At 70.6% G+C, this 12,144-nt stretch carries 15 protein-coding genes; 1 reads left to right on the forward strand and 14 read right to left on the reverse strand.

Annotated elements, in window-relative coordinates; all coding sequences use genetic code 11:
- Window positions 1–13: 13 nt before the first annotated feature.
- The 14 genes from O3597_RS10035 to O3597_RS10100 all read right to left on the reverse strand — a co-directional run bounded on the left by O3597_RS10035 (window position 14) and on the right by O3597_RS10100 (window position 10,720).
- Window positions 14–736: a DivIVA domain-containing protein gene (locus tag O3597_RS10035; RefSeq protein WP_281603948.1), complete on the reverse strand. Its 723-nt coding sequence runs from the start codon at window positions 734–736 to the stop codon at window positions 14–16.
- Window positions 733–1,911 carry a globin domain-containing protein gene (locus tag O3597_RS10040; protein WP_281603949.1) on the reverse strand — a complete coding sequence of 393 codons (1,179 nt, stop codon included), beginning with the start codon at window positions 1,909–1,911 and terminating at the stop codon, window positions 733–735. The genes O3597_RS10035 and O3597_RS10040 overlap by 4 nt, the downstream gene beginning before the upstream one ends.
- Before the next feature lie 2 nt (window positions 1,912–1,913).
- Window positions 1,914–2,312, reverse strand: coding sequence for a group 1 truncated hemoglobin (locus O3597_RS10045; protein WP_164449893.1), 399 nt, complete (start codon window positions 2,310–2,312; stop codon window positions 1,914–1,916).
- Window positions 2,313–2,614: 302 nt separating this feature from the next.
- A complete protein-coding gene (locus O3597_RS10050; protein ID WP_164449894.1) occupies window positions 2,615–3,211 on the reverse strand; it encodes a MerR family transcriptional regulator in 597 nt (198 codons plus the stop codon).
- 200 nt (window positions 3,212–3,411) lie between these two features.
- Window positions 3,412–3,876 carry a bifunctional nuclease family protein gene (locus O3597_RS10055; RefSeq protein WP_269741704.1) on the reverse strand — a complete coding sequence of 155 codons (465 nt, stop codon included), beginning with the start codon at window positions 3,874–3,876 and terminating at the stop codon, window positions 3,412–3,414.
- A 173-nt stretch (window positions 3,877–4,049) separates the two neighbouring features.
- Window positions 4,050–4,751: a MerR family transcriptional regulator gene (locus O3597_RS10060; RefSeq protein WP_269741703.1), complete on the reverse strand. Its 702-nt coding sequence runs from the start codon at window positions 4,749–4,751 to the stop codon at window positions 4,050–4,052.
- Between the two features lie 50 nt (window positions 4,752–4,801).
- Complete coding sequence (locus O3597_RS10065; RefSeq protein WP_093402417.1) at window positions 4,802–5,254, reverse strand: FHA domain-containing protein; 453 nt, start codon at window positions 5,252–5,254, stop codon at window positions 4,802–4,804.
- Between the two features lie 219 nt (window positions 5,255–5,473).
- A complete protein-coding gene (gcvH, locus tag O3597_RS10070) occupies window positions 5,474–5,854 on the reverse strand; it encodes a glycine cleavage system protein GcvH (RefSeq protein WP_164449897.1) in 381 nt (126 codons plus the stop codon).
- Between the two features lie 57 nt (window positions 5,855–5,911).
- Window positions 5,912–6,838, reverse strand: coding sequence for a DUF881 domain-containing protein (locus O3597_RS10075; RefSeq protein WP_281603950.1), 927 nt, complete (start codon window positions 6,836–6,838; stop codon window positions 5,912–5,914).
- A gap of 9 nt (window positions 6,839–6,847) precedes the next feature.
- Entirely contained in the window at window positions 6,848–7,180 is a 333-nt protein-coding gene (locus tag O3597_RS10080) for a small basic family protein (RefSeq protein WP_093402419.1), read from the reverse strand.
- Window positions 7,177–8,097 carry a DUF881 domain-containing protein gene (locus O3597_RS10085; RefSeq protein WP_281603951.1) on the reverse strand — a complete coding sequence of 307 codons (921 nt, stop codon included), beginning with the start codon at window positions 8,095–8,097 and terminating at the stop codon, window positions 7,177–7,179. Before O3597_RS10085 ends, O3597_RS10080 begins: the two co-directional genes overlap by 4 nt.
- A 61-nt stretch (window positions 8,098–8,158) precedes the next feature.
- Window positions 8,159–8,776 carry a CDP-alcohol phosphatidyltransferase family protein gene (locus O3597_RS10090; protein ID WP_164449900.1) on the reverse strand — a complete coding sequence of 206 codons (618 nt, stop codon included), beginning with the start codon at window positions 8,774–8,776 and terminating at the stop codon, window positions 8,159–8,161.
- Between the two features lie 258 nt (window positions 8,777–9,034).
- Window positions 9,035–9,487 carry a MarR family transcriptional regulator gene (locus O3597_RS10095; RefSeq protein WP_281603952.1) on the reverse strand — a complete coding sequence of 151 codons (453 nt, stop codon included), beginning with the start codon at window positions 9,485–9,487 and terminating at the stop codon, window positions 9,035–9,037.
- Window positions 9,488–9,541: 54 nt separating this feature from the next.
- Complete coding sequence (locus tag O3597_RS10100) at window positions 9,542–10,720, reverse strand: PP2C family protein-serine/threonine phosphatase (protein ID WP_164449902.1); 1,179 nt, start codon at window positions 10,718–10,720, stop codon at window positions 9,542–9,544.
- 461 nt (window positions 10,721–11,181) lie between these two features.
- Between O3597_RS10100 and O3597_RS10105 the strand changes: the two genes are divergently transcribed.
- Window positions 11,182–12,099, forward strand: a complete 918-nt coding sequence (locus tag O3597_RS10105) for a universal stress protein (RefSeq protein WP_281603953.1) — start codon at window positions 11,182–11,184, stop codon at window positions 12,097–12,099.
- The last annotated feature ends 45 nt before the right edge of the window (window positions 12,100–12,144 follow it).

Here is a 12,144-nt window from a genome sequence, read left to right on the forward strand (position 1 = left end):
GACGGGGCTCGCGTCAGCGCTGCTGATGCCGAGGCAACGACCGGGCCGTCGCCGCACCGGCGGCCGCCGGCTGCGCGCCGATGCGCTCCATGGTCCGGGACAACTGCTCACTGCCGTCGTCCAGATGCCGCGCCGCCGCCTGCATGTGCGAGATCATCATCTCGCCGTAGATCCGCAGTGCCTCCCGCGCGGCCACTCCGTCGTCGAACGTCGGTCCCGCCGCCACGTGGTAGTCCTGCACCGCCCGCTCCGCCTCCTGACGGGCCTCCTCCACCGCCGCCCGCACATAGCTCTCGTACTGGGTACGGGCATACTCGGCGACCCGCCGCGCGTAGTCGTGCGCCTGCGCGATGATCTGCTCGGCCTCCCGCTGCGCCGCCGAGAGCAGATTCACCTCCTTGGCCGCCGGCACCTTCGACGCCGGCTCCGAACTCGGAATCACCCCGTGACGATGCAACTCCACATGGTCGTTGAGCCGCTCGTTCTCCGCCCGCAGGTTCGCCACCTGCGTCGACAGCAGATCCAACTCATCGGCCACCTGCACCCGGAACCGGTCCACGTCGTTCTGGTCGTACCCGCGCCGCCCGAACGACGACGACCCGAACTCCCACCGGCGCACCCGGTCGGCGGTCATCCGCACCTGCGCACCAGTGGTGACCTGCCCACCGTCGTACCTGCCGACCGGGACGCCACTCACCGCACCGGCCCGCCACTCGCGGCCACGAGGCTCACTCACCGGGCACCTCCGGAATCGTCAGAGACAGCGGGGCCTCCCACCGCCGTCCGCCACGAGGGGCCGTACCACTGCCTACCCAGGCCCTCGTGATGCACCTGCCCGGCGTGGAAGCCGGACCGGGTCAGAATCGCCACCGTGTGCGACACCATCTCGTCGGAACCACACACGTACACATGCCGGGACCGCCAGTCACCGTCGGCCAGCGCCCGGTCCACCGGATACACGAACTCCCCCGGCCGGTTCAGGTCCAACCCGACCACCTGCGTCACCGACAACCACGGATACGAGGCGGTCAACTTCTCCAACGCGTCACCGTCGTAGAACTCACTGCGCGAACGCGCCCCCACGTACACGTCGACCCGACGCCGGGAACCCTCCGCGGCCACCTGCTCCACCAACGCCTTCAACGGCGCCCAACCGGTACCACCGGCCAACAGCAGCAGATCCGCCGAACCGGCCGCCCGCAACGTCAACCCATCACCCACCGGAGCGGCCAGATGCACCTGGTCACCCACGGCACATCCGTACACCAGCCGCGACGACACCGCGCCACCCGGCGCGGCCCGAACATGCAACTCGACGGTGCCGTCCGCGCGTGGCGCGTTCGCCGGCGAGTAGTACCGCCACGACCGCACCGCCGGATGCGACACCCCGATCGACTGACCCGCGGTGAACGGCAACAGATACTGCGGACGCAACGTCAGCACCGCCACGTCGAACGCCCGCCGCTCGTGCCCCACCACCTCCGCGGCCCACCACGGTGGACTCGTCGCCTCAGCGGCCTGCGCCGCCTCGGTCATCACCTGCGCCACCAGCCCGTACGCCGCCGTCCAGTCCTGCGCCAACTCGTCGGTCCACTGGTCGGCGAGGAAATGCCGCAGCGTCGCCAGCAACGCCTCACCCACCGCCGGGTAATGCTCCGCCCGCACCGCGAACTTACGGTGGTCGACGCCCAGATCCTGCAGGAAACCCACCAACCGGTCCACCTGGTCCACCTGGGACACGATGTGCCCGAGCGCGGTCACCAGCCGATCCCGCTGCCCCGCCATGTTGGTCGGGAACATCTGCCGGGTCTCCGGATACGCCAGGAACAGCGTCGAATAGAAGTAGAGCGGCACCTGGTCGCCGTGCGCGGCGACCAGCGACCAGCTCTGCTTGAGCCGGGGCACGTCCACGCTCAGGCGCCCGCCTGGTCCCCGCCGGCCACCACCTGGTCCTGCACCTGCGCCAGCACCGCCTGCACGTCGGCGATGATGTCACCCGGCACACCCAGCTGCGTCAACGTCGCCGTCAGATGCTCACCCACCTTGACGTAGTGCGCCACCGGGATGTTCAACGGCTGATGCGCCGACGCCAGGTCCCGGCCGGTGTACTCGTTCGGACCACCGAGCACCACCGCCAGCATCAACGCCAGGTGCCGCCGCTGCCCCGCCATGTCCACCTCGGCGAAGTAGCCGGCAAGCTCCGGATCGGCGAGCACCCGGTCGTAGAACAGCTCGACAGCGGCCTTCACCGCCGCCGCCCCGCCGATGCGCTCGTAGTGCGAGACCGGAGCGGTCTCTTCGGTAACCGTCACGGTTGTTTCCTTCCGTCGTGAGGGGACGCGCGGCGTCAGCGCACGCGACGACAACCCGCCGACGTCTCCACCACCCCACGGCAGCGACGGCCGACAGACCGTGTCGGACGATAGCGTGCCCCGCCCGCCCCGTTACCGCCGACCCATCGGATTCCCGACAACAACCAGACACGAAGAGTCACAAAACCCACCCAGGATCGTCACCCCGGGACACCAACGCCCTCACCGAGAGTGCACACCCCGGACCGACGGGACAACGTCACCAGCGGCAGCGCGACCGCGGGACACCACAGTGGACCGACTCAACCCGCCCGCCGCCGGGCCCGCCGCGCGGCCAACTCGTCGCCCACCGCGCCGCCCTCGGCAACCTCAGCCGGACCCGGCTCCACCGACACCGCCGCCGGCTCCGCCGGCAGATGCGACAACGAACCCTGGATCTCCTTGAACGCGCCACCGATCGCGATGCCGAACACCCCCTGGCCGCCCTGCAACAGGTCGACCACCTCCTCCGGCGAACGACACTCGTACACCGTCGTCCCATCAGAGATCAACGTGATGCCGGCCAGATCCGCCACGCCACGCGACCGCAACGCCTCGATCGCCTTGCGGATGTTCTGTAGCGACACCCCGGCGTCCAGCAGCCGCTTCACCACCTTCAACACCACCAGGTCGCGAAACGAGTACAACCGCTGGGTGCCCGAACCCGAGGCGTCCCGCACACTCGGCACCACCAGAGCCGTACGCGCCCAGTAATCCAGCTGGCGGTAACTGATCCCCACCGCGTGGCACGCCGTCACACCCCGGTACCCCACCGCACCGTCACCGTCAGTTGCCGACCCGGGCATCCCACCCGGCTCACCCGACACCGCACCCTGATCGGAATCCCGCGGCTCGTACATCCGGACAACCTCCCCGTCAGTGCGGTGCCACGCCACTTCCGGAACGCGCACCCCTCGACACGGCAACCCTATAGCGACCGCCAGGAGTTACCACGGAGAAACCGTCGCGACACGCCGCGCATCGACAGCGATGACCATCACCATAACCGACAGTCACCGCCCACACGGCCTTCCCACCGACACCGGCAGGGCCGAACCTCTCAGCCGGCGAAATCTTCCGGGCGCACCTGATCCAGGAACTCCCGGAACTTCTCCACCTCGTCCTCCTGCTCGTCGGGAATCACGATCCCCGCCTCGCTGAGGACCTGCTCGGCACAACGAATCGGCGCACCCACCCGCAACGCCAATGCGATCGAATCACTCGGCCGAGCCGAGACCCGCACCCCATCACCGATCAACAGATCAGCGAAGAACACGTTCTCCTTCAACTCGGTGATCTCCACCGCCCGCAACGGCGCCTTCAACGCCGCCAACACATCCCGCAGAAGATCATGGGTCAACGGGCGCGCCGGCTTGACACCCTGCTGCTCGTAAGCGATCGCCGTCGCCTCGACCGCGCCGATCCAGATCGGCAGATAGCGGTCCCCCTCGACCTCCCTGAGCAGGACGATCGGCTGGTTGCTGGGCAACTCAACCCGAACCCCGACCACGCTCAGCTCGCGCACCGCCGCCTCCGTGTCGTTGTCACCTACGCCGCACCGCGCCCTTCCCTGCACGGTACACGGACCGCGACACGGCCGTCTCATGCGCTGCACGCACCCACGCCCGCGCCAGAAGAGGGGTTACCCCCGCAAGCCTACGCCACTCACGAACCGGCCGATCAGCACGCACACGCACCTCACCGCCCCAACGTCGAGCGCAAACCCACCCGCACCAACGCCGCATGCAACTGCTGCGACAACGCCACCAACTCCCGCGCCGTCTCCGCCGCCCGCGCCCGCGCCGCCGGATCACTCTGCCGCACCAACGGCGCCACCAACTGCGCGAACAAACCGACCTCACGATCGGCCGCCGTCCGATAACCCCGCAGATGCCGCGGCTGGAACCCGTACGCGGCCAGACCAGCCACCGCCCGCGCGATGATCAACGCATCGCCGTCATACCACCCCGGCGGATCCGACACCACCAGGCCGAGCCGCTCCAACTCACCCAACGTCGACTCGTCCAGCCCACTACGCGCCACCAACTCGGCACGATCCAACCGGACCTGCGCCGACTCGACCGCCGACGCCGCACCACGACCCGGCACCGCACCGTCAGGCCCCACCGCCACCAACGCCGGACGCGACCCCTCCGGCACCTCACCGTCGGTGTCCCAGCGCGCCAACTGCTCACGGATCACCCGCAACGGCAGATACTGATCCCGCTGCGCGGTCAGCACGAACCGCAACCGCGCCACATCGTCCCAGCCGTACTTCCGGTAACCCGCCGCCGTACGCTGCGGCTCCACCAGGCCCTCAGCCTCAAGAAACCGCAACTTCGAAATCGTCACGTCCGGAAAATCCGCCCGCAACTGGGCCAGCACCTCGCCGATACTCATCAACGGCGGGGCGCCACCCACCCCGGACGGCCTGGAGGCCGCAGGCTCGTTCACCCCCGGCCGGCCTCACCCTCCGGGCGCGGACCGGCGATGAACACCACCCGGAACTTACCGATCTGCACCTCGTCACCGTTGCTCAAGGTCGCCGCCTCGACCCGCTCCCGGTTCACGTACGTGCCGTTCAAACTGCCCACGTCCCGCACCGTGAACGTCCCACCATCCCGGTGGAACTCCGCGTGCCGACGCGACACCGTCACATCGTCGAGAAAGATGTCACTGTCCGGATGCCGCCCACTGGTCGTCACGTCATGATCCAACAGGAACCGGGCACCCGCGTTCGGCCCCCGCCGGACCACCAGAAGTGCCATCCCCGGCGGCAGCGAACCGGACATCCGGCTCGGCACCACATCGGTGTCCGGCCCCTCCAGCGCTTCCTCGAGCGAACCGAGATTGAGCGTCGACGTGACGTCGAGCGGGGGGAACTCGTCGCCTGGGCGAGTCATGGGGACCACCTCACGGAATCTGTTTCGGTCGGCGTCGGGAGACGGCGGGTCTGGCCGCCGGGCTCTCATCCACCCGGCGGCTGGCTCTCCGTGCCCCGAAAGGCTGTCCGCGACGCTCAACTAATGGGTTCTCGGTCGACTGGGCGAGCCTAGCCAGCGCCGAAAAACAGGGCAACCGGACGCGCGGCACACACCGCCCCGCCCGCACAGCACAAAAGCTCAGCTCTCCGTCAACTCGCGATACGCGTCCGCGCTCAACAGCGCGTCCACCGCCGCCGGATCCGACACCGCGATCTCCACCAACCAACCCGCGCCGTACGGATCACTGTTGATCACCTCGGGCGTGTCGACCAACGCCTCGTTGCGCGCCGACACCGTCCCGGCCACCGGGGCGTAGAGCTCCGACACACTCTTGGTCGACTCGATCTCACCCAACGACTCACCGGCCGCCACCGCCGCACCCGCCTCCGGCAACTGCACATACACGATGTCGCCAAGAGCATCCTGCGCGAAATGGGTGATGCCCACCCGAACGGCCCCACCGTCCGCGGCAGCCACCCACTCGTGCTCGGCGGTGTAACGCAGATCCTCAGGAATCACCAGCAGCGTCCTCATCCATCGCGACACCGGACCAACCGGTGCCGGCCCCGCCGACCTTCAGGAGACCGGACGGGCATGTTCCAGCGGGCGGGGATCGTGCAGCGCCGAGACCTCGGCAACCTCACGCTCCTCAACGATCACGTTACCGCCGTCACCGGCCACCGACGCGACCACCCCACCAGGAATGTTGAGCGCCGTACGCATCGTCGCCGGGTCGCCCAGCACGGTGATCGTGAACGGCCCCGTCAACGGACGCCCGTCCACGATCAACGACCCGCCCTCCCCGTTCAGGAAATACGTCGACGCCACGATCCGCACCGTCGCCCGATCACCACCGGAGATCTGCATCGCCTCCGCCCCGGCACCCCGCAACTCCTGCACCGCGTCCAGCACCCGCACCGCCGAGATCGGCTTCGCCCCCGCCTGGAACCGCACCGTCAGACCCGGACCCCGCGCCGGCAACGTACCCGCCAGAATGCCCAACTCGTCCGCCCGCCGGGTCGCCTCCTCCAACGCGGCCTGACGCCCCTGCTCACCCGAACGCAACTGCCGCTGGCTCTCCTCCAACGCGGCGATGTCCTGCCGCAACCGGATCTCCCGCGCCTCCAGGTCGTACAGAATCCGGACCAGGTCCTCCTGCCGCGCCGCCGCCAACGACGAATCCGTCGTCGTCATCTTCAACTGCACCGCCAGAGTGAACCCCAGCAGCCCCAGCAACACCACGATCATCACCGCGGCGGAACTCAACCGCCGCCACGGCGGCACCACCGCGGCCGCCTCGGCGGGCTCCGCCGACACCGACCCGTCCGGCGCGGCCGACGGCTCCTCTTCCTCCGGCGGGTGCCCCTGCGGCGACAACGGACTCAACTCGTCCGGATCCGGCGCCTCCGGACGCGGATCCGGCTCCCCCGCCGGGCCGTCCGGCCGCGCCGGCTCCGCCGGCTGCGGCCACCCCGTACCCGTCTGCGTGTGCTCGTCACTCACGCCACAAACCTACGCCCGGAACAGGTGCCGACGGATCGCCGCCACGTTGCCGAAGATACGAACCCCCAACACGACCACCACACCGGTGGACAACTGACCACCCACCCCCAACTGGTCACCCAGATACACGATCAGCGCGGCCACCAGCACGTTCGAGATGAACGACACCACGAACTGCTTGTCGTCGAAGATGCGGTCAAGCTTCGCCCGAACCCCACCGAACACCGCGTCCAACGCGGCCACCACCGCGATCGGCAGGTACGGCTGCAACGCCGCCGGCACCGTGGGATCAAGCCACAGCCCGAGCAGCACACCGGCCAACAGGGCCAGCACCGCGATCATCGACCACCTCCGGAGGGACTGGGGGACGTACCCGAGCCGGACGACTCGTCTGCACCCGACGACGACACACTCGGACTCACCGCGGGCTCCGCGTAGCGTAGCCGCGGCTCCGGAGCAGCGGGCAGCGTGAGGTCGTCGGCGTCGCGCACCGCGAAGGAGACCCCCGTCACCTTCGCCACCTGGCGCATCGTCAACGCGCTCCCGCTGGCCTCGTACCGCTCGCGCATGCCGTCCGGTCCGATCGCGCTCACCTCGTACGGCCCGGTCACCGGACGGAAGTCGACAAGGATCGCCTGACCCGCGGAACGAATCGTCGACGTCGAGGTCAACCGCTGCCCGTTGATCGCGATCGCCTCGGCACCGGCCCCCCACAGGTCGTTCGCCACGCTCTGCAGATCAAGGTAGATCACCTGCGCCGGACCGGCGTCGGTGCCGCTGAGCGCGTCCTGACCAGCCGGCGCGTCCGCCAACTCCACCACCACACCGTCACCGCGCACCCGCCCCAGGCCGGTGCTCGCCTCCAGCTCCCGCAACCGGGCCGCGTGGGAACCACCCAACGCCGCCTCCCGCTGCCGGTTGACCTCCTCGCGCAGCTCCTCGGCTCGGGTCGACAGCGCGTCGGTCTCAACCTGCCGCTGCTTGATCTGCGCCACCAGGCCGGAGCGGGCCTGCGCACGACCCGGCTCCTCGGCCACCGTCTGCCGGTAGGCCACCGCGAACAGGAACCCGAGCAGCACGACCACCACCAGGCCGATCGGCCCCACCGACCAGCCCGACCGGGCCGCACGGCCGGTCTTCGCCCGTCGAGCCGCCGCGTCGGCGTAGCCCGGATCCAAGGGATTACGGAACAACTCGGTGAGAAAGTCCGGGGTGAAGCCCCTCGGCCCACGCCGGCTCTGACCGGGATCGTCGCTCATGACGGCCCTCCCCCGTGCGACAGCAGGGCGCTGAGTTGATGGTCTGCTCGCCGCCGCGCGCTCATGCCACCGTTTCCTGCCGATCGCGTACCGCCCGCACCAACTGCCGGGCCTGGATCACGTACAGCACACCGGCGATCCAGTAGAGCACCAGACCCCACCACGCCAGCGCCCAGCCGATCGCGCCACCGGCCGCCGCGACCGCCGGAACCACGGCGGCCAGCAGCAAAATCGGAAAGGCGGCCAGCAGCAGGAAGGTGGCCGTCTTGCCGACGTAGTGCACCGGCGGCGGCCCGTAGCCGTGCCGCCGCAGCACGCCTAGCGAGCCCAGCAGCAGCAGCTCCCGCGCCAGCAGCGCGGCGGTGAACTGCCACGGCACCACCTCACGGGCGGTGAACGCGATGAGGGTGGCGAGGATGTAGAGCCGGTCGGCGAGCGGGTCGAGCAGTTCACCCAGCCGGCTGACCTGTCCCAGCCGCCGGGCGATCCAGCCGTCCACCCAGTCGCTGGTGCCGCCGACGGCCAGCACCACGATCGCGGCGACGTCGGCGCGAGCCACCAGGAACAGGAAGAGGAACAGGGGCACACCCAGCAGACGGACGAAGCTGATCAGGTTCGGCCAGGTAAGCACCCGGTCGTCGCCGCCGCGGGCCTGCGGTCGCTCCGCCCGACCCGACACCGAACCTCCTCCGCGACGCGCTCGGGCACCGCGGCCCTGGTCCGCCGCGCGGCGTCGTACGCGTATCCAGCCGGCTGCTGCCGGCGCCCCCTGTGATTCCTGCCCGGCCGTCCATCGTCGATGATCACCGGCCGGCCGAATGCGCTGCCACTATAGCGGGCGGTCGCCGTGCTTCCGCTGCCCAGAGGCGGCGTGCCGGCTGCTGGTCGACCACTGTGACCGGGGTCACTGCGCGTAAGGCGTCCTAGGATACTGGGGTCAGGTGCTTCGGGTAGCCGCGCTCTGCGCCGTCGTCGCCGCCTGCCCGAAAGCCACAAGCGCCCCTAGCAGCTCCTGCTGCCCCCGCACCGGCATCCGTTCCAGGACGGCCCGCACCGCCTCGTGCCGGCGACAACGCACCTCCTCCAGCAGCACCTCGGCGGCGGCGGTCGGGGCCAGGCGCACCTCCCGACGATCCCGGGGGTCGACCGTGCGGCGCACCAGCCCGATCGCCTCCAGCCGGTCACAGAGCCGACTGGCCGAGGAGGGCACCACGTCCAGCAGCTCGGCCAGCCCGTTGACGTTGGTCTCCGGGCGGACCCTGAGCAGGGACAGCACCCGTAGCTGGGTCGGCGACACCGCGAGCCGGTGCCGGTGGACGGCCGAGTCGAGCACGCCCACCAGCGCCTCGGCGGCCGCGTCGATCGCCGCGCTGAGCTCCGGTCGCTCCACCCGATGTCCCCTGCGATCGTTCCGCTGCCCACACCGACCCGCACCACGGGTCGGTCACACCTGATCCCGGCCGGCCGAGCCACGCCAGTCCAGGCAGACGACAACCGCATCGTCGCGCAGGTCGGCGTCCGCGTGGAAGCTCTGCAACTCGCGCATCACCGTACCAACCGCCTCGGTCGGTGGCTGCAACCGTGTGGCCCGCATCGCCCGGGCCATCGCCCGCTCGCCGTAGGTCTCCCGGCCGCTCGGATCCGCCGCCCACACCCCGTCGGAGACGACGAACAACCGGTCCCCCGGGTCGAGGTCGAACTCCTGGAGGTCGTACCGGGTCTCGCCGAACATGCCCAGCGGTAGCTGCTGTTCCAGGGCGACCCGGGACACCGCGCCGCCCCGCACCCGCACCAGATGTGGTGAGCCGGCGTCCACCGCCCGCACCCGTCCGTTGGCACAATCCAGTTCGAGCAGCAGCGTGGCCACGTGCCGATCGCCCCGATGCTGGTAGTAGACCGTGTCGGAGGCCAGCTCGGCCTGTTCCACCAGGCCGCCACCGGAGCGACGGGCGTTGCGCATCGCGTTCACCGTCACCGCCGTCAACAGCGCGGCGGCCAGCCCGATACCGTCGCCGTTGAGCACGGTGACGGTGAGCCGACCCTCGTCCAGGGACCAGTCGAAGTGGTCACCACCCACCGTGTACGCCGGTTCGAGCTGACCCGCCAGTTGGAACGAGTCGTGGCTGACACTGCGCCCCGGCAACAGTTCCCACTGCAACTCCGCCGCCATGCTCAGCCGCTCCCGCCGCCGGGCCCGCCGGTAGCGGTCGGTCTCCCGGTCGGCGGCCCGCAGCGACATGGCCAGATCCCCGGCCATGTCGACCGCCGCGCGCACCATCGTCTCCGTCGGTTCGCCGGCCACCTCGACCATGAGCACGCCGAGCCGCTCACCCCACACCGTCAGCGGCAGGTGGATGCGGCACCGCCCGTCCTCACCGGACTCCCGGACCGGCTGCTGGCTGCTGAAGCAGCGCTGCACCGTACCCTGGACGTCCGGGCCGCCCGCGCCGACCTGGCGGGAGTCGAGCACCGGCCACAACCCGCTGATCCGGTAGTCGGCGATGTACACGGCGGTGCCCGACGCACCGAGCGCCGACCGGATGGCCAGGTCGGCGGCTTCGACCACGCGGTCGGGCGGGGCCTCGCGCAGGGCGCGGGAGATCCCTGTGGGCGCATCCGCCATGACCATCCTCCGAAAATTACTTGCTCTGGGGCAAGCATCATACGGAGGTGGGTCCACGCATGGTCACCCGGCCGACCGCATGGTGACAGCGCCGTGGAACGCCTTTGCCACCCGCGCCGGCGGGCCCGCGCACGCCGGCGGGTCACCGGCACGATGCCGTGCACCCACCGGCCGGGCAGCGGAGCGGACGGACCCGCCGGACGCGTCGGGAACGAAGGCCCCGCTTCGCCAGCGCCTGCCGACACGCGGCGATTTCCTCGGTGTCGTAGTCGATCGCCCGGTCGAGCAGGACCATCCCGACCGGTCACAGCACCCGTCGGGATCCACCATCGACGACGCTCCTTCGCCGGCCGCAAGCGTACCGACCTGAGCTCCCTCGGCGGTATCGCCCCGCTGGCCACCGGGGGACGGCGATACTGACCGGGACCGGTCCCGATGACGACCGAGCACGGGAGGCGACGGTGACCTCGGACAGCGGCGCGGCGGTGGTGGTCGGCGTGGATGGCTCCGAGCCCGCCCGCGCCGCGCTACGACTTGCCGCCACGGCGGCCGCCCACCGCGACCGACCGCTGCGGGTGGTGCACGCCTTCATCTGGCCGACGCTGCACTCCCCCGTCCGTCCGGCCACGGAGAGCGGCCCCGACGGGGGTCTGCGAGCACGGGCGGAGCAACTGGTTGCCGCCGCCGTCGACGAGGCCGAGGCGACCGCGCCGGGGCTCCGGGTCACCGGCGAGATCGTCGACGGTGAGGCCACGGCCGTGTTGCTCGCCGAGGCGCCCGCCGCGGCGATGGTGGTGCTCGGTGACCGCGGCGGCGGTGGATTCGCGGCGCTGGTGCTCGGCTCGGTCGCAGTGAAGTTGGCCGCGTACGCCGACTGTCCGGTGCTGGTGGCGCGCGGCACGTCGCGCGCCGACGGCGAGGTCGTGGTCGGGGTGGACGGTTCGGAGCTGTCCCGCCGGGCCGTGGAGTTCGCCGTCCAGGAGGCCGCGCTGCGCGGCGCCGCGGTGCTCGCGCTGCACGCATACCGGCATCCGGTGTCCACCGGTCCGGGTGACATGCAGCCGCTGGTGTACGACGAGTCCGAGTTGCGGGCCGACGAGGACCGCGCGGTGGCCGAGTCCATCGCCGGGCTGACCGAGCGGTACCCCGAGGTGCAGATCACCCGCAGATCGGTGCGAGGTCGCGCCGCGCGGGTCCTCACCGACGCCTCCCGCCAGGCGCAACTGATGGTGGTCGGTGGACAGGGGCGTGGTGAGGTGACCGGGCTGCTGCTGGGTTCGGTGAGCCAGTCACTGCTGCACCACAGCCACTGTCCGGTCGCGGTGGTACGCGGCCCCCACCGACCGGCCGGCACGGTTGACGGCGGTTCAGGCGGGTAGACGGGGCGCGTCCGCCACCGGCGGCCAGCCGACGCCACGGCCACG

Origin of the sequence: Verrucosispora sp. WMMA2044 (assembly GCF_027497155.1) — a bacterium.
GTDB classification, from domain to species: Bacteria; Actinomycetota; Actinomycetes; order Mycobacteriales; family Micromonosporaceae; genus Micromonospora; species Micromonospora palythoicola.